This is a genomic window from Streptomyces sp. Y309 (genome assembly GCF_056712025.1).
In genome coordinates this window covers 8,508,499-8,534,329 of sequence record NZ_CM160048.1, presented here as the reverse complement: position 1 = coordinate 8,534,329, position 25,831 = coordinate 8,508,499, and the positions used below count along the sequence as shown (strand labels likewise).

Here is a 25,831-nt window from a genome sequence, read left to right as displayed (position 1 = left end):
GTGCGTTTCCTGCTGTCGAAGTGCCCTTGTCGACCCAGACGTGACGGGCCCCTCGACAGTTGCCCGGCCGATGTGGAGTGACTGTGAACAAGCCACGCCTCAAAGCAACTTGGCCTGCCGAGCACCCTGTTCCGCCACGCCTGGACGACCACCCGGTGAACCTCTGATGGCCGCACCGGACACTCCTCAGCGATCCGCCCCGGGCCCCGCCGGTTCGAACGGCCCGTCGTCCACCCGCACCAGCCGGTACCCGCGCCCGCCCCGCGAACCCCCGCGCCGCTCCGCCCTCCTGGCCCGCGCCCTGGCCCGCCGCGCGGCCGCGAGGAGGGCCGCGACCTCTGGGCTCTGCCTGCGCAGCCGCAGGAAGGACCGCTCGGACCAGCCGCCGAGCGCCGCCGCGGTCGGCTGCGCGACGCCGCCCCGCACGGCTCGCAGGACGACGCGCAGCCCGGCCGCGCCGGGCCCCGTGGGCCCCGCCACCAGGCGGGCCCGCTCCCCCTCGCGCGCGGCCATGTGCGTCGCGGCCGCCATGGCCGCCGCGAACGTGGGTTCCCGCGCCTGCCAGTTGAGCAGGAGCCGCTCCGAGATGCCCGCCGCGGCCGCGCAGCCGGCCGGGCCGAGCCCGAGGGCGGCCGCACGCACCGCGTCGGCCCTGCGGACCGCGTTCTCCTCACGCAGAGTCGGGCGCCCGCCCAGCGCGTGGAGTAAGGAGCGATCGACGTCTTCTTGCGCGTCGAGCCCCGCGACCACACCATCGGCCCAGGCCTCAAGGCGGTTGACCACCACCGCCCGCCGCTCCACCCGTTCCTCGTCCACCAACTCACCACCATTAGAACTTAGGGTAGCCTCACCTAACAATAGAACAATAGCTCGTTCGAACGAGGACCGGATTCGACACGCCGCCTCCCCGAAGGGATCTGTTCGTGCTCTGCGCCAGGATCACCAACGCCCATGTCGTCACGATGGACCCGGACCACCCCACCGCCCGCGAACTCGGCGTCTGGCGAGGCCGGATCGTGGGTCTCGACGACGACGTGGCGGGGCTTCCGGCACGACGGGTCCTGGACCTCGACGGCGCGACCGTGCTGCCCGGCTTCATCGACAGCCACGTGCACATGGTCTGGGCGGGCCTGAAGGCACAGGCGCCGAGCGTCGCGCCCAGCAGGCGTGTCGACGACATCCTCGAAGTGGTGGCCGACGCCGTCGCCGCCCGGCCCCGGGGCGGCTGGGTCAGCCTGGCGGGGTACGACCAGCGCGAACTCGACCGGCCCCTGACCGCCAAGGAGTTGGACGCGGTCAGCGACGGCCGCAAGGTGTACCTGGGGCACATCTCGGGCCACGCCTGCCTGGTGAACACGGCTGTCCTGGATCTGCTGCCGCCGAGCCTCGCGGGTTCGGACGGCTTCCTCGCCGAGGACGACATGGGCGCGGTGCTCCGGCTCCGGCCGCCGCACTCGCTCGGCGAACTCGCCGACGCCATCGAGCACTCGGCGCGTGTCTGCCGCTCCGAGGGCGTGACGGCCGTCGCGGAGGCGGGCGTGGGCAGCGAGCTGTTCGCCCACAGCCCCATCGAGGCCGCGGCCTACCAGCTCGCCCATGAGTCGGGCAGGCTGCCCGTCCGCGTCCAGCTCATGGTGGCCGCGGACGCGCTGCGCGCGGTCGAGGCGGCGCGCGAGGACACCACGACACGCGCCTTCGGACTCGGCCTGCGCACGGGCTTCGGCGACGGACGGCTCTCGCTGGGAGCCCTCAAGGTGTTCACCGACGGCGGCATGATGGCGCGCACCGCGGCGCTCACCGACCCCTATGTGGGCAGTGACTCCAACGGTCAGCTCCAGATGGACCCGGACCTGCTCAAGGACACCATCGTGGCGGGCCACCGCGCAGGCTGGCAGCTCGCCGTGCACGCCATCGGCGACCGCGCGGTCGATGTGGCCCTGGACGGGATCGAGGCGGCCCAGCGCGCCCGCCCCCGCCCGGACGCCCGGCACCGCGTGGAGCACGCCGGACTGGTGCGCCCCGACCAGCTGCGCCGGTTCGCCCGGCTCGGCGTCACGGCCGTCGTCCAGCCGAACTTCCTGCGGTACTTCGGCGACGACTACGCCGCGATCATGGGTGCGGAGCGGGCGCCGTGGCTGTACCGGGGCCGTGGCTTCCTCGACCACGGGGTGCGCCTGGTGGGCAGTTCGGACCGGCCGGTGGCCGACGGGGCGCCGCTGCGGGCGATCCAGTTCATGGTCGAGCGGGCCTCCGCGTCGGGCGCGGTCATCGGCCCCGAGGAGGGCATCGACGTGGACGCGGCGCTGCGCGCGTACACCACCGACGCGGCGTACGCCTGCCACTGGGAGGACAGCGCGGGCAGCATCACGCCCGGCAAGCGCGCCGACCTCGTCGTCCTCGGCGACGACCCGAGGCGGGTGGATCCCGCGCGGATCGGGGACATCGAGGTGGTCCGCACCTTCGTCGAGGGCGAGGCGGGCGACGCCGCCGACGCGACCGCCGCGGGCGTCGCCTCCTGATACGCGTCGGGCCCCGGCCCCCCTGACGTGCAGGAGGACCGGGGCCGGGTCGCACAGACATGGGGGTGGCCCGGTCGCAGAGATGGACGCGACGCGCCCACATACGCGCTGCGCGACGTCGAACCGTCGACCCCGTACGCGCTACGTCAGGTCGAACCGCCCTTCCCGGGCCCCATGCACGAACGCCCCCCACTCGGCGGGCGTGAAGATCAGGGAGGGGCTCTCCGGCCGGCCGCCGTTGCGCATCGCGATGAAGCCTTCCACGAAGGCGATCTCCACGTCCCCGCGACCGTCGCTGCTCGACCGCCATTCCGCGGTGCTGAGGTCGAGGTCCGGCTTGTCCCAACCCGCGAGCGGATGCTGCTGGGTGATGGTGCTCTCGGCCACGTCCGTGCTCCTCCCGATGCGTCGTCCGCCGCCAGCCTAGCTTTCACCTCCGGCGCAGCACAGGCCGCGACGGCAGGACGGATTCCTGTGCGAGGCGGGTCGCGAATCACGTCGTGGGCGGCTCCGCGCCGACCAGCCACATGGAGAAGAACTGCGAACCCCCTCCATACGCGTGCCCGAGTGCCCTGCGCACACCGGGCACTTGGTGCTCACCGGCCTGCCCCCGCACCTGGAGCGCGGCCTCGGCGAAGCGGATCATCCCGGACGCGCCGATGGGGTTGGTCGAAAGCACACCGCCCGACATGTTCACCGGAAGGTCACCATCCAGTTCCGTCACACCGGACTCGGTGAGCTTCCAGCCCTCGCCCTCCGCGGCGAAGCCCAGATTCTCCAGCCACATCGGCTCGTACCAGGAGAACGGCACGTACATCTCGACGGCGTCGATCTCGCGGCGCGGGTCCGCGATGCCCGCCTGCCGGTAGACGTCGGCCGCACAGTCCTTCCCGGCCTGCGGCGACACGCAGTCCTTGCCCGCGAACATGGTGGGCTCGCTGCGCATCGCGCCGCCGTGCAGCCAGGCGGGCGGCCGGGGCGCGCGGGCCGCTCCGGCGCGGTCGGTGAGGATCATCGCGCACGCCCCGTCGGAGGACGGGCAGGTCTCGGAGTAGCGGATGGGGTCCCACAGCATGGGTGCGGCCTGCACCTTCTCCAGCGTGATGTCGTGCTCGTGGAGGTGTGCGAAGGGGTTCTTCAGCGCGTTGCGGCGGTCTTTGTACGCGACCAGCGAGCCGACCGTGTCGGGGGCGCCGGTGCGCCGCATGTACGCGCGGACGTGCGGCGCGAAGAATCCGCCCGCCCCGGCGAGCAGCGGCTGCTGGAACGGGACGGGCAGCGACAGGCCCCACATCGCGTTGGACTCCGACTGCTTCTCGAAGGCCAGGGTGAGGACCGTGCCGTGCACGCGGGCCGCGACGAGGTTCGCGGCGACGAGCGCGGTGGAGCCGCCGACCGAGCCCGCGGTGTGGACGCGCAGCATGGGTTTGCCGACGGCGCCGAGGGCGTCGGCGAGGTACAGCTCGGGCATCATCACGCCCTCGAAGAAGTCGGGCGCCTTGCCGATGACGACGGCGTCGATGTCCGCCCACGTCAACTCGGCGTCCAGCAGGGCACGTCGGGCGGCCTCGCGGACCAGTCCGGCGATCGACACGTCGCGCCGCGCGGCGACGTGCTTGGTCTGGCCGATCCCGACGACGGCGACGGGTTCCTTGCCGGACACGCTGCTCATCGCGGGTCTCCTTCCAGGACGGCGACCAGGTTCTGCTGCAGGCAGGGGCCGGAGGTGGCGTGGGCGAGGGCCCGGTCGGACGCTCCCCGGTGGATGCGGGCCGCGGCCTCGCCGAGCCGGATCAGACCGGCCGCCATGACCGGGTTGGCGGCGAGCGCGCCGCCGGAGGGGTTGACCGTCACGTCGTCGCCGAGCCGCAGCACCGTGCGCAGGACGACCTCCTGCGAGGTGAACGGCGCGTGCAGCTCGGCGGTGTCCACGGGCCTCTCGAAGGCCCCGGCGCGTTCGGCCGCGAGCCGTGTCGACGGCGAGTCGGTGAGGTCGCGCACGCCCAGGCTGTGCGGCTCGATGCGGTGGTCGATGCCGCGGATCCACGCGGGGCGTCCGCACAGCTCCCGGGCCCGCTCCCCCGCCGCGAGCACCACGGCGGCGGCCCCGTCGCCGATCGGCGGGCAGTCCCCGGTACGCAAGGGACGTACGACGTAGTCACCCTGCGGCACCGAACCAACCAGCTGCGCATGGGAGTTGGCGCGCGCGGCATCCCGGCTGCGGGCCGCGACCCCGGCCAGGGCGGGCTCGTCCGTGTCGCCCGCGTCGATGAGCGCCTGCGCCTGGAGTGCGGCGAGGGCGACGGAGTCCGGCCACAGCGGCGCCAGGTAGTACGGGTCGAGCTGGCGGGTCAGGACGTCGCGCACGGAGCCGGGCGACGACTTGCCGTAGGAGTAGACGAGCGCGGTGTCGGCCTCGCCGGTCTGCAGCTTCACCCACGCCTCGTACAGCGCCCAGGCGCCGTCCGTCTCCACGTGCGACTCGGAGATCGGCGGCCAGGCGCCCACGCCGTCGAGGGCCATGGTGAAGGAGAACGCACGCCCGGCGAGGTAGTCCGACGAGCCGGAGCAGGTGAAGCCGATGTCGCTGGTCTTCAGGCCGGTGGCGGCGAGGACCTCGTGCAGGACGGGCATGAGCATCTCGACTTCCGAGAGCTCGTCGCTGCCGCGCCGGTGGTCGGTCTGCCCGAAGGCGACGATCGCGACGTCCCGTGCCCCGGCGGCGTCGTGGGCGGCGTGCGCCATCTACACCAGCTCCTTGTACGTGTCGTAGTCCGCGTCGGGCTCACCGGTGGGCCGGTAGTGGTCTGGGTAGCGGCCGCCCTCGCTCCACACGGGTTCCACGCGCAGCCCCATGCGGACCTGGTCGTAGGGGATGCCCGCGATCCGGGCGTGCAGGGCGAGGTCGGCGCCGTCGAGGGCGATGTGGGCATAGACGTACGGCACTTCGATGTCGAGGCCCTTGGCCTTGATGTTGACGATGCAGAAGGTGGTGACGGTGCCGCACGGCCCGACCTCCACCTGCTCGGCGGTGGCGACCCCGCAAGTCGGGCAGGCGCCGCGCGGCGGCACGTACACCTTGCGGCAGGACGGGCAGCGCTCGCCGACCGTCCTGCGGCCGGACAGGGCGTGGATGTACTGGGACTGGGCGCGGCCGGGGCTGTAGGTGTAGTCGAGCCGGGCGGGCGCGACGATCCCGGTCACGGCCGCCGCGCCCGCGAACTCACCACTGTGCGCGGTGACTTGACGGCCCGTCGCATCGACTTGCTCGTACGGTTCGAAGCAGGCGATGTCCGTGATGGCGCCGGTGCGTTCGGCGGCCCAGCGGACGCGGACGCGCATCCCGGTGCGTACGGCGTCGGGGCCCGGGGCGTCGAGGGCGTGCAGCAGGGCCGTGTCGGCGCCGTCGAGGCGCACGAGGACCCAGGCGAAGGGGGTGTCGAGGGGCTGGCCGCGGCGGGGCTCATGGTTCCAGGCCCAGGTGGTGACGGTGCCGGTGGCGGCGACTTCGACGAGGTCGCGCAGCTCTTCGGCGGTGGCCGGGTCGTACTCGACAGGCGGCACGAGCACCTTCTTGTCGGCTGTGCGCACGCCGAGCACGGTGCGTTCGCGCAGGCCGGTGAGGAAGGCGGACTGGACGGGGCCGAGGGAGCGGGTGAAGGGGAACTCGACGACGAGCGGGGCGCTGAGGACTTCGGTCACGGCGGCGGCTCCTCGGGTCAGGCGCGGCGGTAGACGGGCGGGCGCTTCTCGGCGAAGGCGCGGGCGCCTTCCTTGGCGTCGGCGGTGTCGAACACCGGCCAGCCCCGCTTGAGTTCGGCCGCGAGCCCGTCGGCCTCCGTCATGTCGGCGGTCTCGTACACGGACGCCTTCACGGCCTCGACGGCGAGCGGGCCGCAGGCGTTGATCCGCTCGGCGATGGCGAGGGCCCGCTCCAGGGCGGTGCCGTCGGGGACGACATGACCGATCAGTCCCACGTCGGCTGCCTCCCGGGCCGAGTAGGGGCGGCCGGTGAGCAGCATCTCCAGGGCGTGGGTGCGCGGGATCTGCCGCTGCAGGCGCACCGTCGAGCCGCCGATGGGGAACAGGCCGCGCTTGACCTCGAAGAGCCCGAACGTCGCGGACTCCCCCGCGACGCGGATGTCGGTGCCCTGCAGGATCTCGGTGCCGCCGGCCACGCAGGGCCCCTCGACGGCGGCGAGCACGGGTTTGCGGGGGCGGTGGTGGCGCAGCATCGCCTTCCAGTGCAGGTCCGGGTCGGCCTTGAGCCGGTCGCGGTACTCCTCGCCTCCCATGCCCTGCCCCGCGAGCGCTTTGAGGTCCATGCCCGCGCAGAAGGCGCCGCCCGCCCCGGTGAGCACGACGGAGCGCACCGCGTCGTCCTCGTCGGCGGCCACCCACCCGTCGTACAGGCCCACGAGCATCGGCAGCGAGAGCGCGTTCCTGGCCTCCGGCCGGTTGAGCGTGAGTATCAGCGTGGCGCCTTCGCGCTCTACGGAGAGATGTTCCGTACCGGAGAGATGTTCCGTACCACCCATAGCCGTCCTCCCGTCTTCAGACCTGGAACAGGTTGCAGGAGGCGACGTGCCAGTTCAATAGTTTTCTGACAGGTAGTCAGTTTTCTTCTGCGGGGCCCCTTCCCACTTGTGCGCGGCTCTGCTCTCATGACCGCCACACGGGATGGCGTCAGGGTCAGGAGGAGCGGTGGAGTACAACCTTGCCGACCTGTTCGAGTCGGTCGTCGACGTGGTGCCCGACCGTGCGGCGCTGCTGTACGTGGACCACCCCGGCACGGGCGCGGAGCGGACCCTCACGTACGCGGAGCTGGACGCGGCCGCCAACCGTCTCGCGCACCATCTGATCGACCACGGCGTCAAGCCGGGCGAGCATCTGGGCCTGCACCTCTACAACGGCGTCGAGTACCTCCAGACGGTGCTCGCGTGCCTGAAGGCGCGCATAGTCCCCGTGAACGTCAACTACCGCTACGTGGAAGAGGAGTTGGCCTATCTCTACCGGGACGCCGATCTTGCCGCGCTCGTCTTCGACGCGGAATTCGGCGGGCGGGTCGTCGCCGCGCTGCCGCGGGCGGAGAAGCTGCGGCATCTGATACGGGTCGGGGACGCGGCGGCGTCCGGCGCGACGGCCGGGCCCGAAGCGGTGACGTTCGCGGAGGTGGAGGCGTCCGGGTCGCCCGAGCGCGGGTTCCCGGAGCGCTCCGCGGACGACCTGTTCATCATCTACACCGGCGGCACGACGGGCATGCCCAAGGGCGTGATGTGGCGCCAGGAGGACCTCTTCTTCTCGGGACTCGGCGGGGGCGCGCCCACCGGCGAGCCGGTGACGAGGCCCGAGGAGGTGGCCGAGCGGGTGGCGGCCGGCGGCGACGGCATCACGTTCTTCCCGACCCCGCCCCTGATGCACGGCACGTCGACGCTCACCGCCTTCATCTGCTTCCACTTCGGCCAACGCCTCGTCATCCACCGCAAGTTCGTGCCCGAAGAGGTGCTGCGCACCATCGCGAAGGAGAAGGTCACCAGCGTGTCCCTGGTGGGCGACGCGATGCTGCGTCCCCTCATCGACGCCCTGAACGGCCCCCTGCGCGGCACCGACCTCTCCTCGCTCTTCAGCGTCTCCTCATCGGGCGCGATCATGTCGGAGACGGTCCGCGCCCAGTTCGCCGCGCTCGCCCCGAACGTCATGCTCCTCAACAACTTCGGCTCGTCGGAGTCCGGCTTCAACGGCACCGCGACAGACGACTCGGGCCCCGAGAAGGGCTTCCGGCTGCGGGTCAACTCCCGTACGCAGGTGGTCGATCCGGCGACGTACGACCCCGTCTCTCCCGGCGAACCGGGCCACATCGCCCAGCGCGGGCACGTCCCGCTCGGCTACTACAACGACCCCAAGAAGACGGCCGAGACGTTCTTCCAGCGCGGCGACGAACGCTGGGTGCTGCTCGGTGACATGGCGACGGTCGACGCCGACGGCATCGTGACCGTGCTCGGCCGGGGCTCGCAGTGCATCAACACGGGCGGCGAGAAGGTGTACCCGGAGGAGGTCGAGCAGGCCCTCAAGTCCCACCCCGACGTCTACGACGCGCTGGTCGCCGGCGTCCCGGACGAGCGCTGGGGCAACCGGGTCGCGGCGGTCGTCCAACTCCGCGACGGTGCCGCCTCCCTGGACCTGACCGCGCTCCAGACCCACTGCCGCACCCACCTCGCGGGGTACAAGATCCCGCGCGCGGTCGTGTTCACGGATCACATCCAGCGCTCGCCGAGCGGGAAGGCGGACTATCGGTGGGCGCGGGCGGTGGCGGTGGCGGCGGAGGGTTAGCCGGGGGCCGACCGGCTCTTGGCCGCAGAGGGTTGGGCGACTCCCGCTTGGCCGCGGGAGGTTGGCCGATCCGGTCTTGGCCGCGGCCGCGATCTGTGGAACGTTCGGATCATGTCTCATTCCGTCGATCCTCAGGCTTCGGGAGCCGCATCCGATCCCCGGGCTCCGGGAGCCGTATCCGATGCCGACGCCACCGCCGTCCTCTGGAGCGGCGCCCTCCTTGAGGTGTTCGCCGCCGAGACCGCCGGCGTGGAGATGCACGCCCTGGAGGAAGCCGAACTGCTCGCCGGGGTCGGCATCCGCGGCGACCGCTATGCCACCGGACGCGGCCACTACGCGCACCTCCCCCACGCCGACCGGCAGTTGACGCTGATCGCCCAGGAAACCCTGGACGCGGTCGAGGCCGAGACCGGCATCCGGCTCAGCGGCCAGGAGAGCCGGCGCAACATGGTCACGCGGGGCGCGCCCCTCAACGACCTGCTGGGGACCTACTTCGCCATCGGCGACGCCGTCGTCTTCGCGGGCCGTCTCAACGTGCCGTGCCACTACCTGGAACGGCTGATCGACAAGCCGGTCTTCACCCCGCTCACCGGCCGCTCCGGGCTGAACTGCCAGATCGTGCGAGGCGCCCGGGTCCGCCCCGGGCAGGCCATCCGGCCCCTGCCGGACTGGCCGGGCGACCCCTCCCCCGCCGAACGGCCCGGTGACCGAGGCCGAACTGGTCCCGGTGACCGGACATGACCGTACGACTGCTGATGGCCTCCCGTGTCGCCGCCGCGCGGCCGGTGACACCCGACGTCCGCGAGATCGAGGTGGTGCCCCGCCACCGCCCCGAGTTCCCGCCGTTCCGGGGCGGCGACCACATCCAGGTACAGCACACGGACGGGACACGCCGGGACTACTCCCTCATCGGATCCCCGACGGCGACCGACCGCTATCGGTTCGCCGTCCTGCGGCGGCCCGCCGGCCGTGGTGGGTCGATGCTCTTCCACGACGACCTGGACGTCGGCGACGACGTCTACGTCTCCTACCCCCAACCGGGGTTCGAGATCGACGCGGAGGCCGGTCACCACGTGTTCGTCGCCGGCGGTATCGGCGTCACGGCGATCCTCGGGCTGCTGCACGACCTGCCCGCCGACGCCCGAGGCGAGGTCCACTACTGCGTGCGCTCGGCGGGCGAGGCGGCGTACCTGCCGGAACTCGCCGGCTGCGGACTGCCCTTGACCGTCCACGACAGCTCCGCCGGCTCGCGCCTTGACGTCGGGAAGCTGGTCGCCGGGCTGCCGTCGTCCGCCACGATCTACCACTGCGGCCCGGCTCGGCTGATGACCGCGATCGAGGCCGCCACGACGGGCCGGGCGCCGGAGCGGGTGCGCGGGGAGAGCTTCAGCACGGTCGTCCCACCCGGTGAGCGCCGCGGTGAGCCCTTCCAGGCGCATCTGGCCGTCTCGCGTAAGACCATCACCGTGGCGGCGGACGAGTCGCTGCTGCACGCCCTGCACCGCCATGACGTCAGGCTCGAGCACTCCTGCGAAGGAGGCGTCTGCGGTACGTGCGTGCTCCAGGTCGTCGACGGGGAGGTCGACCACCGCGACACCTGCCTGTCCGGTGACGAACGCGCCGCCGGCTACATGACCACCTGCGTCTCGCGAGGGCGCGGCGACATCTCCCTGCTCATGTGACCGGCCGATCGCGCGGCCCGGCGACGGCCGCACCGGCCACCCTGCCGTACCAAACCGCACTACACGCATCACGCCGCACCACACCGCATCACACCGCGCCAAGGAGCCCCATGGCCACCTATGTCCTCGTCCACGGAACCTGGCTGGGAGGCTGGGTCTGGGACCGCGTCGCCACCTCGCTGCGCCGGCGGGGGCACACCGTCTTGACCCCCACCCTTCCCGGTCTGGCCGAGCGGCGGGCCGAAGCGCGCCCGGACACCGGCCTGGAGACCCACGTCGGCGACCTGGTGCGGTTCGTCCGCGACGTCGACCGGCCGGTCGTCATGGTCGGTCACAGCTACGGAGGCATCGTCGCCCAGGGAGCCGCGGCCCGCCTCGGCGAACAGGTGCGGCACCTGGTGTACCTGGACGCCTTCCTCGCCGAGCCCGGGGAGTCCGCCTTCGACCTGCTGCCCTGGCTGGTGGACTTCTTCGCACCGGTCTCGGCCGAACAGCCTTGGCTGGCGGCGCCACTGCCCTTCGACTCCCTCACCGTCAGCGACGCCGCCGACCGCGCCTGACTGGCGGGCGCCGTCACCCCGATGCCCATGGCCACGCACCGCGAACCCGTACGGGACGCCCCGTCGCCGCGTCCGAGCTCCTACTGGTTCTGCGCGGCCCGGCCCATGATGGCCGACATGCTCCCCCGGGCCCGCGCCCGCGGCATGGACATCGTCGAACTCGACACGGCCCACGTGCCGATGGTCACCCACCCCCACCTCCTGGTGGACAGGCTGCACACCGCGCTGCCCGAGCACGAGCCGCGGCCCGCCTCATGACGCCCCCGACGCACCGCCCTGTCCGCCTCGGCCGGGGGCAGGCCGATGTCGCCGGGAGCAGCCCGTACGCACGCCGTCACCCGCACACCGAACGCGACGCCCGCACCAGCGCCACCGTGTGGAGGGCGTCGAGCCCCTGCTCGTGACGCACATGCGCGGTCGTCGCGACGAGGACACCGGTGCAGTACGGTGCGCCGCGCGCGGGCGCCGACGCGGCGATGGCCCGCACCAGTTCGCCGTTGACGCGGTTGATCTCCTCGCGCACCTTCGCCAGGTCGGGCCGCTCCGTCGGGGCCGACGCGGGATCGGCGTCCCATTTCCGGTGCAGCGCCCGCTGCACGACCTTGTTGGCCTCGATCTGGTCCCGGAAGATCCGCACGGTCGCCCGGGGGTCCGCCCCGGCCTCCTCCGCCTGTCGCGCCACGGCGTCCAGCACCTGCTGCTCCCGCGCGGGGTCGTCGATCGGGCTGCCCGTGCCGTACTTGGCGGCGGCGACGAGATCGGCGGTGGCGAGGCGCCGGGCGGAGAGGGCGGAGAGGGGGTGCAGTTGGGCGAAGGCGCCCTGCGGGGCCGATGCGACGGGTGTGGCGGACCCATGAGGTGCGGCGGGTGCGGCGGACGCAGTGGATGTGGCGGACGCACTGGGCGCGGCAAGGGCCGTGCCCCCGCCCACCAGCAGTGCCGCGGCGACACCTCCGGCGGCCAGAACACGTCCTGCGGGTGAGACGAGGCGCACGAGAACTCCCCTTGTCAGATGCGGTCGGCGGCGATGAGCAGGTACAGGTAGTGGAAGCTGCCCTCCTTATACGCCGTCAGGAACGGCTCCTCAATGCCGCAGACCCGGGCCCCGCAGACCTCAGAAGGGCTTCGTGGGCAGGTACTTGCCGTCGAGAGTGATGACGGCGCGCTCCCCGCCCTCGGGGTCGGCGACCTTCCGCACGTCGAGCCTGAAGTTGATCGCCGAGATGATCCCGTCGCCGAACTGCTCGTGGACCAGCGCCTTGAGGGTGGTGCCGTACACCTGGAGCATCTCGTGGAAGCGGTAGATCGTCGGGTCGGTCGGTACGCCACCGGGGATGGAGCCGCGGGTGGGGATGGTCTGGAGCAGCGTCACCGCGCCCTCGTCCAGGTCCAGCAGTTCGGCGACCGCCTTCGCGGAAGCCTCGGGCAGGGCGTGCTGGCCGAGGACGGCCGCGGTGACGAAGGCGACGGACAGCCCGGCGGCGTCGGCTATCTGCTGCCAGGACAGATCCCGGACTGTCTTGGCCTCGACGGCGGCGACGGCCAACTGCTGGCGGGCGGTGGGGTCGAACTGGGCGTGCAGCATGAGAAACGGTTTCCTTCCGGATGGGTGCCGTCCGCAAGAAGCGGGGGTGGCGGGGGTGAGGGGGAGTCCAGCGGCGCAGGCGGCCCTGGACGAGTGAGGGGCCGGACGAGGGTGATGCGGCGTTCGGGCGGTGTCAGGCCGCGAGGGCCGGGACCGCACCGCCCGCCACGTCCTCGACCGTGCCGGTACGGATGTCGAAGACCCAGCCGTGCAGCCGCACGCCGCCCTGGGCCAGGGCACGCGCCACCGAGGGGTGCGTGGCCAGATTCGCGAGCTGCGCGGACACGTTCTCCCGCACCAGCACGGCGACGTCCCCTCCGGCCTCGGCGGCGGCCGCGCGGGCCCGGGAGGCGTCCGCGTGCCGGAGCCAGTCGGCGACGGCCGGCGCACCGCTCAGGTCGTGGCCTTCGGCGAGCGCGGTCATGGCGCCGCAGGCCGAGTGCCCGCAGACGACGATGTCCCGCACCCCCAGGACGGCGACGGCGTACTCGATGCCGGCCGCCACCCCGTCGGCGCCGGCGGCATGGGCGGGGACGAGGTTGCCCGCGGTGCGGATGACGAACAGCTCGCCGGGCTCGGTCTGGGTGATCAGCTCGGGGACGACACGGGCGTCGGAGCAGCTGATGAACAGCGTGCCGGGCTGGTGGGTGGTGGCCAGGCGGGCGAAGAGCCCGGCCCGGTCGGGAAAGACCTCCCGCTGAAAGCGGTCGATTCCCTGGGCGAGATGACGCATGCCCCTGAACTCCCTTCGATCGGGTCCGTCGGTCGGGGCCGACGTCATTCACTGTGCATGAGCAGCATCTATAGCGTCCAAGACGCAGTTGAACTGACAGTCATCGATGACATCTATAGTTGCTGTCATGAAGCCGGAACTGCGTCACCTTCGCTACCTGCTCGCCGTCGCCGAGCACGCGAACTTCACCCGCGCCGCCGAGGAGCTGCGGATCTCCCAGCCCACGCTGTCTCAGCAGATCAGGCAGTTGGAGAAGGCCCTGGGAGTCCAGCTCCTGGACCGCACCGGCCGCACCGTGCGCCTGACCGACGCCGGAGCCGCCTACGTCCCCTTCGCCCGGCGCGCCCTGCGCGACCTCGCGGCGGGCGAGCGGGCGGTGCTCGACGTGCACGACCTCTCCCGCGGCCATCTCCGGCTCGCCGTCACCCCCACGTTCACCGCCTACCTCACCGGCCCCCTCGTCGCCGCCTTCCACGACCGGCACCCCGGCATCACCCTCGACGTGCGGGAGTCGACCCAGGACCGCATCGAAGCCGACCTCCTGGCCGACCGGCTCGACCTCGGCATCGCCTTCGCGGGCCCGCACCTGCCGGGCATCGAGGCCACCGACCTGTTCACGGAGACCCTCGGCCTCGTCACCGGCCCGCACCACCCCGGCACCGGCACCTCCCGGCCCCTGCCGGTCACCGACCTCCACGAGCACCGACTCGCCCTGCTCAGCGGCGACTTCGCCACCCGTCGGCACGTCGACGCGTACTTCGCCGCACATCACGTACAACCCCGGATCGCGGTGGAGGCCAACTCCATCAACGCCCTCACCGAGATCGTCCGGCGCACTCCCCTGGCCACGGTCCTGCCCGACGCCCTCACCCGCGACCACCCCCACCTCCACCCCATCCCCCTCGACCCCGCCCTGCCCGCCCGCACCGTCACCCTGCTCCGCCGCGCGAGCACCTACCGGAGCGCCGCCGCCCAGGCCTTCACCGACCAGGCCACACAGTGGGAGTGACGGCTCGAACACGCGCCGATGACACCTCGTACGAAAGCCTTGCCAGAAGCCCTGAAACCTTGAATAACTGACCCCGACACAAGATCGGCCGAATGATCGGTCGCCCGGCACGGACGGGGGTACTCCAGATGGCGCGCACACCGGCACTGCTGGACGCGGCGGAGCGGCTCGGCCGCGCGGAGCTGGAGGCGCTGCAGCTCGAGCGGCTCCAGGACACCTTGCTGCACGCCTATGAGAACGTGCCCTTCTACCGGGCGGCGTTCGACGCGGCGGGGCTCGGACCCGACGACTGCCACTCGCTCGGCGACCTCTCCCGTTTTCCGTTCACGACGAAGGCCGACCTGCGGGCGAACTACCCGTTCGGGATGTTCGCCGTGGAGCAGTCGGAGCTGCGGCGGCTGCACGCGTCGAGCGGCACCACCGGCCGCCCCACCGTCGTCGGCTACACCGAGCAGGACCTGAACATGTGGTCGGACGTCGTGGCGCGGTCCATCCGCGCGGCGGGCGGACGGCCGGGGCAGAAGGTCCATGTGGCGTACGGATACGGCCTGTTCACCGGCGGTCTCGGCGCGCACTACGGCGCGGAGCGGCTCGGCTGCACCGTGATCCCCGCCTCCGGCGGCATGACCGCGCGCCAGGTCCAGCTCATCCTGGACCTCCGCCCGGAGATCATCATGATCACGCCGTCGTACATGCTGACCCTCCTGGAGGAGTTCGAGCGGCAGGGCATCGATCCGCGGACGACCTCGCTCCAGGTCGGCATCTTCGGTGCGGAGCCGTGGACGGAGGAGATGCGGCGCGAGATCGAGGAGCGGTTCGCGATCGACGCCGTCGACATATACGGGCTCTCGGAGGTGATCGGCCCCGGAGTCGCCCAGGAGTGCGTGGAGACCAAGGACGGCCTGCACATCTGGGAGGACCACTTCTACCCCGAGGTCGTGGACCCGATCACGGGCGAGGCGCTGCCCGACGGCGAGCGCGGCGAGCTGGTCTTCACCTCGCTCACCAAGGAGGCGCTGCCCGTCATCCGCTACCGCACCCGGGACCTGACGCGCCTCCTGCCCGGCACGGCACGGGTGTTCCGGCGGATGGAGAAGGTCACCGGGCGCTGCGACGACATGGTCATCCTGCGCGGCGTGAACCTTTTCCCCACCCAGATCGAGGAGATCGTGCTGCGGACCCCCGGTCTCGCCCCGCACTTCCAGTTGCGGCTCACGAAGGAGGGCCGCATGGACGCCCTCACCGTGCGCGTGGAGGCCCGCCCGGACACGCCGCCCGGGCGGCGCGACACGGCCGCCCGGGAGATCGCGTCGGCGGTCAAGGACGGCATCGGCGTCTCGGTCGCGGTGGAGGTCGTGGACCCGGAGACCATCGAGCGGTCGGTGGGGAAGTTCAAGCGGATCGTGGATCTGCGGGGCGACCGCTGACAGCGCCTGTCCTCAGAGCTGACAGCGCCTCCCCCCAGAGCTGACAGCGCCTCCCCTCACAGCGGCAGCGGCCGCTCCTGCACGACGTGCTTCATCACGAGCGTCGAGCTGAGGCGCTGCACACCGGGCAGCGTCGCCAACTCCTCGTCGTACAGCCGCTGGAAGGCACGCAGGTCCTTGCTGACGATCCGCAGCAGATAGTCGGGGTCTCCGAAGAGGCGCTGCGCCTGTACGACGTTGGGGATGTCCGCGACCGCCGCCTCGAAGGCGGCGACCGTGTCCCGGTCCTCCTGGCGCATGGTGACGAAGACCAGGGACTCGAAGGTGAGGCCGACGGCCTCGGCGTCCACCACGGCCCGGTAGCCGCGCACCGCCCCGCGGCGCTCGAGTTCCCGCAGCCGGCGGTGGCACGGCGAGAGACTCAGCCGCACCCGCGCGGCCAGCTCGGTGACGGTCAGGCGGCCGTCGTTCTGCAGCTCGGCAAGGATCTGCCGGTCGACTCTGTCCATGGGGAAGATTCTTCCACACACACGCCCCTGACCAGGCAAAACTCGGGAGCACTTTTGGGCAGATCGGAACTAACCTCCCCCATGCACCACTCAGGGAGGGAGAAACATCCATGGCCGTCAGCTCCATCACCGCCTTCTGGGCGGTGTCCGTCCTGCTCATCCTGGTTCCGGGGGCGGACTGGGCGTACGCGATATCGGCGGGGCTGCGGGACCGCTCGGTGGCGCCGGCCGTCGGGGGGCTGCTGCTGGGGTACGTCGGCCTCACCGCCGTGGTCGCGGCGGGCGTCGCGGCCGTGGTCGCCGACCATCCGGCCGTGCTCGCCTCGCTGACGCTGCTGGGCGCGATGTACCTGATCTGGCTGGGTGCGACGACGCTGTCGCGGCCGAGCACTCCCGCGGCGGCGGAGCAGGGGGCGGCGGGGGCCACGCCGGACGCGCCCGCGGCCTGGCGGTCCCGGGTCCTCCAGGGCGCCGGGATCAGCGGCCTCAACCCGAAGGCGCTGCTGCTCTTCCTCGCCCTGCTCCCCCAGTTCACCCAGCCCGGCACCGGCTGGCCGCTGGCGCTGCAGATCAGCACCCTGGGCCTGGTCCACATCCTGAGCTGCGGTGCCATCTACTTGTGCGTGGGCATCCTCGCCCGTACCGTCCTGCGGGCCCGCCCGGCCGCGGCGCGCGCCGTCACCCGGGTCTCGGGGGCCGCGATGATCGTGATCGGGGTGGTTCTGGTGGTGGAGCAGCTGACCGCCTGAACCGTCGCCGGAGCGCCCCCTCCGCGCGGAACCGCCGCCCGGCGAGCACCGCGTCCGAAATCCGCCAGCCGTCCGCCTGCCCGCGTCGCAGACTGGTCACTGTCACCACCGGGGATCACACCCCGGACCAGGACAGACGTACCAGGAGAGAGGACAGGCGCGATGACCGTCTACACGACGTTCGACAGCCCGCTGGGTGAGCTGCTGCTCGTGGGCGAGGTGTCGGACACGGCCACGGGCGGCACGGCACTCGCCTCGCTGTCGATGCCGGGCCAGAAGGGCGGCGCGGCCGTCCAGGACGGCTGGGTGCGCGACGACGAGGCGTTCACGGCGATCACCGGCCAGCTCCGCGCGTACTTCGCGGGCACGCTGACGGACTTCGACATCGAGTACGCCGGCGGATCGGGCACCGAGTTCCAGCGGAAGGTGTGGCACGCCCTCGACTCCGTGCCGTACGGCACCACGACGACGTACGGAAAGCTCGCGGCCGAACTCGGCCTGTCCCGCGCGGCCGTCCGCGCCCTGGGCACGGCCATCGGCCGCAACCCGGTGCTCGTCGTACGCCCCTGCCACCGCGTCATCGGCGCGGACGGCTCGCTCACCGGCTACGCGGGCGGCCTGGAGCGGAAGCAGCGGCTGCTGGACTTGGAGGCGGCGTGACCACGCGTGGGGGCGGGGGTGCCCGTGGAGGCCGAGGTGCCCTTGAGGGCGCGGGCGGGGGTGCCACGCGCACCGCGCCCGACCCCGCGGCCGAGGCCCGCACCAGGGTCGCCGCCGCGGACTGGCCGGCGCTCGCCGCCGAGCTCGACGACCACGGCTGCGCCCTCACGCCCCCGCTGCTCGACCCCGCCGAGTGCCACGAGATCGCCGCCCTGTACGACGACCTCACCCGCTTCAGGTCGACCGTCGACATGGCCCGGCACCGCTTCGGCTCCGGCCAGTACCGGTACTTCAGCCACCAACTGCCGCGCCCCGTCGCCGCGTTGCGGGCCGCCCTCTACCCGAAGCTGCTGCCCATCGCACGCGACTGGGCCGCCCGCCTCGGCCACCCCGCACCCTGGCCGGACACGCTGGACGCCTGGATCGACCAGTGCCACGAGGCGGGCCAGTGCAAGTCGTCGCAGATCCTGCTGCGGTACGAGAGCGGCGACTGGAACGCCCTGCACCGCGACCTGTTCGGCGACCTCGTCTTCCCGCTCCAGGTCGTCATCGGCCTCGACGTCCACGGAACCGACTACACCGGCGGCGAGTTCCTGCTGGTCGAGCAGCGGCCGCGGGCCCAGTCACGGGGCACGGTCACCGCGTTGCCGCAGGGGCACGGCCTGGTGTTCACCACCCGCGACCGCCCGGTCCGCTCCAGCTGCGGCTGGTCGGCGGCGCCGGTCCGGCACGGCGTGAGCACGGTCCGCTCGGGCTTGCGGCGGTCGCTGGGGCTGGTGTTCCACGACGCATAGACGCAAGAGAGGCAAGAGACGCACAGGCGTCGGCATGGACGCACAGGCGTCGGCGCGGTCGGGGTCAGTTCGGCTGCCGACGGGCCCGCTTCACCTCGCGGTCGACGGCCCAGGCGTCGGCGACCGGTCCGAGGTGGCCGAGCTTGTCGGGGTTGATGACCGCACGGATGGTCTGGATCCGCCCGTCGAGCACGTCCAGGACCAGGGTGTGCAGGATCTTGCCGTCCCGGTCGCGGACGACGGCGCCGGGCTGGCCGTTGATCTCGTGCGGCTCGAACGACGCGTCGATCCGCAGCAGCCATGGGAAGACCGAGCCCAGCAGCTGAGCCACCTTCGCCGCTCCCACGACGGCGTTGGCCAGCTGCGGCGCCTTGCCCCCGCCGTCCCCGACGAGCTGCACATCGGCGGCCAGCAGCTCCCGCAGCCCGCCCACATCGCCGTCCTTCAGCGCGTCGAAGAACCGCGTCGCCAGCTCCTGCCGCTCCTGCCGGTCCGCCGCGAACCGGGGCCGCCCCGCCTCCATGTGCCGCCGCGCCCGCACAAGGAGCTGCCGACACGCCGCCTCCGACCGCCCGACCGCCGCGGCGACGTCGTCGAACCCGAAGGCGAACACCTCCCGCAGCAAGAAGACGGCCCGCTCCAGCGGGCTGAGCCGCTCAAGGAGCAGCAGCGCCGCCATGGACACCGAGTCGGCCAACTCCACCGACCGCGCCGGGTCCTGATACGGATCGCTCAGCAACGGCTCGGGAAACCACGGCCCCACGTACTCCTCCCGCCGTACGCGTGCGGAGCGCAGCACGTCGATCGAGATCCGTGTCACCGTGGCCGACAGGAAGGCCTTCGTCGACGTGGGCCGGGTCGCCGAGCCGTCGAAGCGCAGCCACGTCTCCTGCACCGCGTCCTCGGCCTCACTCACGCTGCCCAGAATCCGGTAGGCGATCGAGAACAGCAGCGGCCGCAGCTCCTCGAACTCCTCGACCTTGCTCACGCCGACTCTCCTCTGCTCATCTCCGAGACCGGTCCCGGTGCCGATGCCGTGCCCGTTCCTGTGCTCGCGGTGCTCAGTGGTGGAACTGTCCGGGCTCGTAGTTGCCTGCCGGCTGCTGAGTGATGATGTTCAGCCGGTTCGCCATGTTCATGAACGAGATGAGCATCACCAGGGCGGTGAGCTGCTCCTCGTCGTAGTGCTTGGCGGCGTACGCCCACACCTCGTCGCCGACCCCGCTGGCCGCGTCCGCGGTCCGGGTCCCCTGCTCCGCCAGCTCCAGCGCGGCACGCTCGGCCTCGGTGAAGACCGTGGCCTCCCGCCAGGCCGCCACCAGGTTCAGCCGCACCGGGGTCTCGCCGGCCGCGGCGGCGTCCTTGGTGTGCATGTCGATGCAGGCCGCGCAGCCGTTGATCTGGCTCACGCGCAGCGCCACCAGCTCCTGCGTCGCGGCGGGCAGCGGCGACTCCTTGATGACCTGGCCCGCCGACATGACGTACTTGAGGGCCTTGCCGGCGGTCGGGCTGGCGAAGTAGTTCAGTCGCGCGTCCATGGTGTGCTCCTCCGTGATCGTCAGTGGCTACACCCTTGAGACGAGGTAGCCCGCCCCCCTGTGACACGGACGCATGTGACCTGGGTCGCACGCCCTCGCGGGCCTACTCCAGCCCGCTCACCCGCAAGGTGATGTTGAGCCGCCCGGTGAGCCCGAGGCCGGGCGGTGACGTGCCCGCGTGCACCTTCGGCACCCCGTGGTACGCGAGCCGCGACGGCCCGCCGAACACCATCAAGTCGCCGCTGCGCAGCTCCACATCGGTGTACGGCCGTGTCCGCGTCTCGGTGTTGCCGAAGCGGAAGACGCAGGTGTCGCCGAGGCTCAGGGAGACGACCGGGGCGGTGGACTTCTCGTCGCTGTCGCGGTGCATGCCCATGTGGGCGTCGGCGTCGTAGAAGTTGATGAGCGCGATGTCGTACGCGGACGGGGCGCCGTCGGCGGGACGGTACGGGTCGGCAGCCGGGTCGCCGTCTGCCTGGCCGACCCCGGGCACACCACCGTCGCCGTACGCGTCCCGTACCGCCTTCCGCCCCAGCTCCGCGAGCCACGCCGGCATCGGCTTCACCGGCGCGCCGTCCCCGTCGACGACGGTGCGCGCGTACCCGTACGGATACCAGTGCCAGCCGAGGCACACCTGCCGCGCGGTCATCGTCCCGCCGCCGGGCAGGCGGACGGTGCGCAGCCCGGCCGGCGGGCGTGCCCACGCGCGGCACGCGGCGAGGAGTTCCCGCTGGCGGGCCGGGTCCAGCCAGTCGGGCACGTGGACCGCGCCCGACGCCACCTCGCCGCGCTCGCGCGGGAACAGCTCGCCGGTCATGCGCGCCGGACCGCCCGCAGGATCACGAACTTGCGGTTGCTCGCGGCCACTTCGACGTTGCCGAAGAGGCGCTTGAGGCGTACGTGGTAGCCGAGGTGCCGGTTGCCGACGACCCACAGCTCGCCGCCGGGGCGCAGGGCGGTCCGGGCGCCGCGGAACATGCGCTGGGCGGTCGCGTCGGTCGTCGCCTGGTGGCTGTGGAAGGGCGGGTTGTTCAGGACCAGGTCGACGGATTCCGGCGGCATGGCCGTCAGCCCGTCCCCGGCGACGAAACCGGCCTTGGCCGCCGTCGCGTTCGCCCGGAACGTGGCCTCGGCGGAGGCCACCGCCTGGTACGACTCGTCGACGAAGGTGACCCGCGCGTCGGGGTCGGCCACCGCGGCGGCCGTGCCGAGCACGCCGTTGCCGCAGCCCAGGTCCACGATGTGCGCGTCGCCGGTGCTCGACGGCAGGTGCTGGAGGAAGAAGCGGGTGCCGATGTCGAGGCGTTCGGCGCAGAAGATGCCCGCGTGGTTGACGGCCGTCAGGCCCGCGCCCGCACCGGAGTCGGCGGGCAGGACGTAGCTGCGCGGCCAGGGGCTGGGGCCGGGCCGGAGCGCGAGGTCCGGGATGCTGAAGATCAGGCGGGCCTTCTGGCGGGCCAGAGACGTACGGGTCGGGCCGACGATCCGCTCGAAGAGCTCCAGCGTCGAGGTGTGGATCTCGGTGACCATGCCGGTGCCGACGACGACGGTGCCCGCGTGCAACGCCGGGGCGAGCCGGTGCAGTTGATCCTCAAGCAGCGCGAGGCTCTTCGGCACGCGGACAAGGAGGACGTCGACGCGCTCGGGCGGGGTGTCCCGGGTCGTCAACAGGCGTGCCTCGTCCGCCGGAAGGCCCGCGCGCGCGAGGTTCGCCAGCGTCGCCTGCCGCGCGAGGTAGGACTCGGTGATCTGCACGGGCCGGTGCGCGGCCAGCGCGGTGGTCAGCGCGCCCCACCGGTCGCCGACGACGGCCACCGTCCCGTCCAGGGCGACCGGCTCCCCGCCCTCCTCCCCGGCCAGGTGCCGCAGCAGATAGGCGTCGGCCGCGGACCAGGCCCGCAGGGTGTCGCGCGGGTCCTCCGGGAAGCGTGTGAGGTCGTACTCGCCCCATGACGTGCTCAAACGGTTCATCGTGCCCTCAGGCTAACGGAGCGCCGCGAGCCCACCCACCGACCCCGTTCTCCCCGCGCTCACCCCGCGAGATGCAGCACCCCCACCAACCCCGCCCCGACCACCACACCGGTGACCAGCACATGCGCCCCGGGCGGCAGCCCCGCCGGCGGCCCGTCGGCGGTGTGCGCGGACTCCGGGTCGAGCCGCGCCGCCCGCGCCACCCACTCGCCCGGCGGCTGGTTCGGGATGACGACGCGCCAGGGCCGGCGGGGGTCGTACTCGACGACGGCGCGGCCGCGGTGCAGCAGTCCTTGTACGTCGAGGGGGTGCCGGACCTCGACGCGGAACGGGCGCCGGCCCTCCGGCACGACGGTCAGGTCGAACGCGAACAGGCTGTCCGCGGCGTGCGCGTCGAGGACGAGCTGCCCGGTCTCCCGGTGCACGGCCCGCACCGAGTGCACCACCGCGGGCGCATAGGCGCGCGGCCCGCGCGACCGCAGCCCGGAGGCGACGCCGCCGCCCTGCCCGCGTTCGGCGACCGCGCCCAGGCAAAGGAGCGCGAGCGCGGTGGCGGTGAGGCCGGCGGACAGCAGCCAGGCGGGGCCGTCGAGGACGCCCTCGACCAGCGCGGCGAACGCGAGGCCCACCACGGCGGTGCCGAGCAGGACGTCCAGGGCGAGGAAGCGGCGTACGGAGCCCCTGGCCGCCAAGTGCCGCGTCATCGAACGCCTCATGAGGAGCCTCGCGGTCCGCGCCGGGGCCCTGCGACCCGGGTGCGTCGGGGCACGGCGACCCGGGTGCGCCGGGGGTCGGCGGGGCGGGCCCGGTCGTACACGGCGAGGACGGGCCGGTCCAGGGCGGCGCGGTCCACGACGACGGGCACGGAGTGGCGGACGCCCTGGGTGTCGTGGAAGACGACGGTGACCTCGCCGCGCCTGCCGCGCACCGGCCGCCAGCCCTCAAGGCGGGCCTGTGCCGTGGTGAAGCCGCCGCGCAGCCTGCGCAGCGCGGCGGTCCGGCGCAGGCTCACGGCGCCGCCCCACAGGGCGACGAAGCAGCCCGCGGCGGCGACCGACCACAGGAAGGCCAGCCAGCCCGACACGGTGTGCCGGCCCGCGGGCACGAGGAGCATGAAGTCGGTGACCGTGCCGTACCCGACGCGGCCGTCGGACACCGCGTCGTACCAGCCCACGGCGGCTCCGCACGCGCTCAGCGCGATCACCGCGCCGACCGTGGCGCGGTGCAGGAAGCGGGCGGCGACGAACCCGAGCAGCACCGTGGAGGCAATGCCGATCTCCGGTGCCAGGGCCGCGAACTGGTCGCTGCCGCAGCCTTCGCTGTCACAGGACCACATGACGGTGGAGACGCCGTACGTACTGAGATGCCAGACGAGCCAGACCTGCCAGGCCAGCAGGGCGCAGGCGAGCCCGCGCAGCGTCAGGCCGTAGGTCCTCCGGCTCAACTCCCGCCCCTGTTCCCGTGGTTCCGCGGTGCGCGGTCCGCGCGCCGCGGACGATGCCCGGCAATGTCCGTGCAGGTTACATGCTGTGCCGGGCCGTCACCATGGCGCCTCGGCGCGGCGCTCATCACGCCCGACGGCCGTTCCGGGGCTCTCTCGGTGCCGCGCGGCTCAGCCGCGGTCGAACCACGTGGGCGCGTCCGCCATCGCCTGCTTGACCCGGAACAGCCCGGTCTCGTGCAGGTCGGGCAGCCCGTCCAGCGGGAACCACGCGACCTCCAGGGACTCGTCGTCGTTCACGCGCGGCTCGCCGCCCACGGCCCGGCAGCGGATCGTGATGTCCATGAACTGACAGACGTCGCCGTTGGGGTACGTGATCGGCTCCAGCGCCTCCACCAGGACCACGCGCTCGGCGACGCACCGCACCGCGGTCTCTTCGTAGACCTCGCGCACGGCGCACTCGGCGGGCTGCTCCCCCGGATCCGGGATGCCGCCGATGACGGACCACTTGCCGTTGTCGGCACGCCGCCCGAGCAGCACTCTGCCCTCGTCGTCGAAGACGATGGCGGTGACTCCCGGGAGCCAGAGGAGCTGGTGGCCCGCGTCGGCGCGCAGGGTGCGGATGAAGTCCGGAGTAGCCATGGTGCCGACCCTAACCGGCGGCCCCGGCCCGGCGGCGGGCGATCACCCAGCCGACGCCGGCCGCGCCCGCCAGCACAAGGATCACTTCCGGCCAGACGCCGAGACGGGTGGCGGGCGTGAGGGAGCTGCGCCTGGGCACGTCGGCGACCAGCGACTCGGCGGTGAACATCCCGGTGCGCTGGGCGATCGACCCGTCCGGGCGGATCACGGCGCTCACCCCGCTGGTCACCGGGACCATGACGGCACGGCCGTGCTCGACGGCCCGCACCCGGTCTATGGCGAGCTGCTGGTACGTCATCTGGCTGCGCTCGAAGGTGGCGTTGTTGCTGGGCACGGAGAGGATCTGCGCACCTTCCTGCACCTGGTCCCGCACCACCGAGTCGAACGCGGCCTCGTAGCAGGTCACCGGGCCGACCCCGGTGCCCGCCATGTCGAACACGGCCGGTTTCGTACCGGGTTCGAAGATGCCGGCGCGGTCCACGTCGGAGCTGAAGAGGCGGAAGAAGCCGCGGTACGGCATGTACTCGCCGAACGGCTGGAGATGCCGCTTGTCGTAGGTCGCGCCAGGACCGGTCTTCGGGTCCCACAGGATCTGCCGGTTGCGGGGCTTGCCGTCCTTCTCCGTGACGACGGCGCCCACGGACACCGGCGCCTTGATGGCCTTGGCGGCCCTGTCGATCACGGTATAGGCGTCGGCGTTGGCGTACGGGTCGATGTCGGAGGAGTTCTCCGGCCACAGCACGAGATCGGGCTGCTCGGCCTTGCCCGCCTGCACGGCGGCGGCCAGGCGCAGCGTCTCCTTCACGTGGTGGTCGAGGACGGCGCGGCGCTGGGCGTTGAAGTCCAGGCCCATGCGCGGCACGTTGCCCTGGATGACGGCGACCGTCGTGGTGCCGTGCTCGGCCTTGGTGGAGACGAGCGGCAGGGCCGCGGCCCCGGCGAGCACGGGCGCCAGCGTGAGCGCGGCGGACGTGACGAGCGCCCGGTCACGCGTGCGCGGATCGGCCTTGAGGCGGCGTACGACGTCGGCGAGCCCGAAGCCGCAGAGCACCACCGCGAAGCCGAGCAGCGGGGTGCCGCCGAGCGCGGCCAGCGGCAGGAACAGGCCGTCGGGCTGGCTGAAGGCGACCTTGCCCCAGGGGAAGCCCTCGAACGGGAAGCGCGCCCGCGCCGCCTCCCCCGCGATCCACACCCCGCCGGCCCACAGCGGCCACACCGGCAGCCGGGACACGAAGGCGATCCCCAGGCCGGTCAGGCCCAGGAACAGCGCCTCAGCCACGGCGAGCGCGAGCCACGGCAGCGGACCCACGTCGACGCCCGTCCAGGACAGCAGCGGCACGAAGTAGCCCAGCCCCATGAGCAGCCCGAGCCCGAAGCCGGACTTCGGGCGCCGCCCGTGCAGGACGAACCCGAGGACCGCGAACGCGAAGGGCGCGAGCCACCACAGCTCACGCGGCGCGAAGCTCAGATAGAGGAGCACTCCGGCGAGCACCGCCGCTCCGGCCGGAATCAGTCGGCGTCTGATCCGCTCGGCGCGCGTTTCCGGTCCGGGCTGCGGTGCGGTCTGCGCGGACGCGTCGGTGGGAGCGGTGGTGGCGGTCACTCCGGGAGTGTACGGCGCGTCACCTGGGCACGGACAGCGCGGTCGGCGGCGTCGGCGCGGCCGTCCCGGGGGCCCGTTC

At 72.6% G+C, this 25,831-nt stretch carries 29 protein-coding genes; 11 read left to right on the top strand and 18 right to left on the bottom strand.

From position 1 onward, the window contains the following. Positions 1-186: 186 nt before the first annotated feature. Positions 187-816 carry a hypothetical protein gene (locus AC0KTA_RS35915; protein WP_481052368.1) on the bottom strand — a complete coding sequence of 210 codons (630 nt, stop codon included), beginning with the start codon at positions 814-816 and terminating at the stop codon, positions 187-189. A 107-nt stretch (positions 817-923) separates the two neighbouring features. Between AC0KTA_RS35915 and AC0KTA_RS35910 the strand changes: the two genes are divergently transcribed. Next, positions 924-2,519, top strand: a complete 1,596-nt coding sequence (locus AC0KTA_RS35910; RefSeq protein ID WP_481052367.1) for an amidohydrolase — start codon at positions 924-926, stop codon at positions 2,517-2,519. A 141-nt stretch (positions 2,520-2,660) separates the two neighbouring features. Here the strand turns inward: AC0KTA_RS35910 and AC0KTA_RS35905 are convergent, their stop codons facing one another. The 5 genes from AC0KTA_RS35905 to AC0KTA_RS35885 all read right to left on the bottom strand — a co-directional run bounded on the left by AC0KTA_RS35905 (position 2,661) and on the right by AC0KTA_RS35885 (position 7,057). Further along, positions 2,661-2,906 (bottom strand): DUF397 domain-containing protein, encoded by a 246-nt coding sequence (locus tag AC0KTA_RS35905; RefSeq protein WP_481052366.1) that lies wholly within the window; start codon positions 2,904-2,906, stop codon positions 2,661-2,663. 106 nt (positions 2,907-3,012) lie between these two features. Further along, positions 3,013-4,191 (bottom strand): thiolase domain-containing protein, encoded by a 1,179-nt coding sequence (locus AC0KTA_RS35900; protein WP_481052365.1) that lies wholly within the window; start codon positions 4,189-4,191, stop codon positions 3,013-3,015. Beyond that, positions 4,188-5,264, bottom strand: coding sequence for a thiolase domain-containing protein (locus tag AC0KTA_RS35895; protein ID WP_481052364.1), 1,077 nt, complete (start codon positions 5,262-5,264; stop codon positions 4,188-4,190). Before AC0KTA_RS35895 ends, AC0KTA_RS35900 begins: the two co-directional genes overlap by 4 nt. After that, the gene (locus tag AC0KTA_RS35890; protein ID WP_481052363.1) at positions 5,265-6,221 is read right to left on the bottom strand and encodes a Zn-ribbon domain-containing OB-fold protein; all 957 of its coding nucleotides are present in this window, start codon (positions 6,219-6,221) and stop codon (positions 5,265-5,267) included. It lies immediately after the preceding gene. A 17-nt stretch (positions 6,222-6,238) separates the two neighbouring features. Further along, on the bottom strand, positions 6,239-7,057 hold the full coding sequence (locus AC0KTA_RS35885) for a crotonase/enoyl-CoA hydratase family protein (RefSeq protein ID WP_481052362.1): 819 nt from the start codon (positions 7,055-7,057) through the stop codon (positions 6,239-6,241). A 166-nt stretch (positions 7,058-7,223) separates the two neighbouring features. On the opposite strand from AC0KTA_RS35885, the gene AC0KTA_RS35880 reads away from it, so the two are divergent. From AC0KTA_RS35880 to AC0KTA_RS35860, 5 genes are all read left to right on the top strand, one after another. Next, positions 7,224-8,849: an acyl-CoA synthetase gene (locus AC0KTA_RS35880; RefSeq protein ID WP_481052361.1), complete on the top strand. Its 1,626-nt coding sequence runs from the start codon at positions 7,224-7,226 to the stop codon at positions 8,847-8,849. 111 nt (positions 8,850-8,960) lie between these two features. Beyond that, positions 8,961-9,590 carry an MOSC domain-containing protein gene (locus AC0KTA_RS35875; protein WP_481052360.1) on the top strand — a complete coding sequence of 210 codons (630 nt, stop codon included), beginning with the start codon at positions 8,961-8,963 and terminating at the stop codon, positions 9,588-9,590. Further along, the gene (locus tag AC0KTA_RS35870; protein ID WP_481052359.1) at positions 9,587-10,531 is read left to right on the top strand and encodes a PDR/VanB family oxidoreductase; all 945 of its coding nucleotides are present in this window, start codon (positions 9,587-9,589) and stop codon (positions 10,529-10,531) included. The genes AC0KTA_RS35875 and AC0KTA_RS35870 overlap by 4 nt, the downstream gene beginning before the upstream one ends. A 110-nt stretch (positions 10,532-10,641) precedes the next feature. Beyond that, positions 10,642-11,091, top strand: a complete 450-nt coding sequence (locus tag AC0KTA_RS35865) for an alpha/beta fold hydrolase (protein WP_481052358.1) — start codon at positions 10,642-10,644, stop codon at positions 11,089-11,091. A 27-nt stretch (positions 11,092-11,118) separates the two neighbouring features. Further along, positions 11,119-11,349, top strand: coding sequence for a hypothetical protein (locus tag AC0KTA_RS35860; protein ID WP_481052357.1), 231 nt, complete (start codon positions 11,119-11,121; stop codon positions 11,347-11,349). 76 nt (positions 11,350-11,425) lie between these two features. Here AC0KTA_RS35860 and AC0KTA_RS35855 read toward each other — a convergent pair whose 3' ends face one another. From AC0KTA_RS35855 to AC0KTA_RS35845, 3 genes are all read right to left on the bottom strand, one after another. Further along, on the bottom strand, positions 11,426-12,085 hold the full coding sequence (locus AC0KTA_RS35855; RefSeq protein ID WP_481052356.1) for a chorismate mutase: 660 nt from the start codon (positions 12,083-12,085) through the stop codon (positions 11,426-11,428). Positions 12,086-12,205: 120 nt separating this feature from the next. Continuing rightward, the gene (cynS, locus tag AC0KTA_RS35850) at positions 12,206-12,676 is read right to left on the bottom strand and encodes a cyanase (protein WP_481052355.1); all 471 of its coding nucleotides are present in this window, start codon (positions 12,674-12,676) and stop codon (positions 12,206-12,208) included. Positions 12,677-12,809: 133 nt separating this feature from the next. Then, positions 12,810-13,409, bottom strand: a complete 600-nt coding sequence (locus AC0KTA_RS35845; RefSeq protein ID WP_481052354.1) for a carbonic anhydrase — start codon at positions 13,407-13,409, stop codon at positions 12,810-12,812. Positions 13,410-13,536: 127 nt separating this feature from the next. Between AC0KTA_RS35845 and cynR the strand changes: the two genes are divergently transcribed. Together cynR and paaK are read left to right on the top strand one after the other, a co-directional pair. Next, positions 13,537-14,418: a transcriptional regulator CynR gene (gene cynR, locus AC0KTA_RS35840; RefSeq protein ID WP_481052353.1), complete on the top strand. Its 882-nt coding sequence runs from the start codon at positions 13,537-13,539 to the stop codon at positions 14,416-14,418. 128 nt (positions 14,419-14,546) lie between these two features. Further along, positions 14,547-15,845, top strand: coding sequence for a phenylacetate--CoA ligase PaaK (paaK, locus tag AC0KTA_RS35835; protein WP_481052352.1), 1,299 nt, complete (start codon positions 14,547-14,549; stop codon positions 15,843-15,845). A 56-nt stretch (positions 15,846-15,901) separates the two neighbouring features. Here the strand turns inward: paaK and AC0KTA_RS35830 are convergent, their stop codons facing one another. After that, on the bottom strand, positions 15,902-16,354 hold the full coding sequence (locus tag AC0KTA_RS35830; protein WP_481052351.1) for an Lrp/AsnC family transcriptional regulator: 453 nt from the start codon (positions 16,352-16,354) through the stop codon (positions 15,902-15,904). Between the two features lie 110 nt (positions 16,355-16,464). Between AC0KTA_RS35830 and AC0KTA_RS35825 the strand changes: the two genes are divergently transcribed. The 3 genes from AC0KTA_RS35825 to AC0KTA_RS35815 all read left to right on the top strand — a co-directional run bounded on the left by AC0KTA_RS35825 (position 16,465) and on the right by AC0KTA_RS35815 (position 18,557). Next, positions 16,465-17,103, top strand: a complete 639-nt coding sequence (locus tag AC0KTA_RS35825) for a LysE family translocator (protein WP_481052350.1) — start codon at positions 16,465-16,467, stop codon at positions 17,101-17,103. A gap of 162 nt (positions 17,104-17,265) precedes the next feature. Then, complete coding sequence (locus AC0KTA_RS35820) at positions 17,266-17,763, top strand: methylated-DNA--[protein]-cysteine S-methyltransferase (RefSeq protein WP_481052349.1); 498 nt, start codon at positions 17,266-17,268, stop codon at positions 17,761-17,763. Then, positions 17,760-18,557, top strand: coding sequence for a 2OG-Fe(II) oxygenase (locus AC0KTA_RS35815; RefSeq protein ID WP_481052348.1), 798 nt, complete (start codon positions 17,760-17,762; stop codon positions 18,555-18,557). Before AC0KTA_RS35820 ends, AC0KTA_RS35815 begins: the two co-directional genes overlap by 4 nt. A 64-nt stretch (positions 18,558-18,621) precedes the next feature. On the opposite strand, the gene AC0KTA_RS35810 is transcribed toward AC0KTA_RS35815, so the two are convergent. The 8 genes from AC0KTA_RS35810 to lnt form a co-directional block, all read right to left on the bottom strand. After that, positions 18,622-19,545 carry an RNA polymerase sigma-70 factor gene (locus AC0KTA_RS35810; protein ID WP_481052347.1) on the bottom strand — a complete coding sequence of 308 codons (924 nt, stop codon included), beginning with the start codon at positions 19,543-19,545 and terminating at the stop codon, positions 18,622-18,624. Positions 19,546-19,618: 73 nt separating this feature from the next. Continuing rightward, positions 19,619-20,095: a carboxymuconolactone decarboxylase family protein gene (locus tag AC0KTA_RS35805; protein WP_481052346.1), complete on the bottom strand. Its 477-nt coding sequence runs from the start codon at positions 20,093-20,095 to the stop codon at positions 19,619-19,621. 103 nt (positions 20,096-20,198) lie between these two features. Continuing rightward, positions 20,199-20,912, bottom strand: a complete 714-nt coding sequence (locus AC0KTA_RS35800; RefSeq protein ID WP_481052345.1) for an alpha-ketoglutarate-dependent dioxygenase AlkB family protein — start codon at positions 20,910-20,912, stop codon at positions 20,199-20,201. Further along, positions 20,909-22,066 carry a methyltransferase gene (locus tag AC0KTA_RS35795; protein WP_481052344.1) on the bottom strand — a complete coding sequence of 386 codons (1,158 nt, stop codon included), beginning with the start codon at positions 22,064-22,066 and terminating at the stop codon, positions 20,909-20,911. Before AC0KTA_RS35795 ends, AC0KTA_RS35800 begins: the two co-directional genes overlap by 4 nt. 59 nt (positions 22,067-22,125) lie before the next feature. Continuing rightward, positions 22,126-22,770: a hypothetical protein gene (locus tag AC0KTA_RS35790; protein WP_481052343.1), complete on the bottom strand. Its 645-nt coding sequence runs from the start codon at positions 22,768-22,770 to the stop codon at positions 22,126-22,128. Positions 22,771-22,778: 8 nt separating this feature from the next. Continuing rightward, positions 22,779-23,510 (bottom strand): hypothetical protein, encoded by a 732-nt coding sequence (locus tag AC0KTA_RS35785; RefSeq protein ID WP_481052342.1) that lies wholly within the window; start codon positions 23,508-23,510, stop codon positions 22,779-22,781. Between the two features lie 168 nt (positions 23,511-23,678). Continuing rightward, positions 23,679-24,149, bottom strand: coding sequence for an NUDIX hydrolase (locus AC0KTA_RS35780; RefSeq protein WP_481052341.1), 471 nt, complete (start codon positions 24,147-24,149; stop codon positions 23,679-23,681). 10 nt (positions 24,150-24,159) lie between these two features. Beyond that, positions 24,160-25,752, bottom strand: a complete 1,593-nt coding sequence (lnt, locus tag AC0KTA_RS35775; RefSeq protein WP_481052340.1) for an apolipoprotein N-acyltransferase — start codon at positions 25,750-25,752, stop codon at positions 24,160-24,162. Positions 25,753-25,831 lie beyond the last annotated feature (79 nt).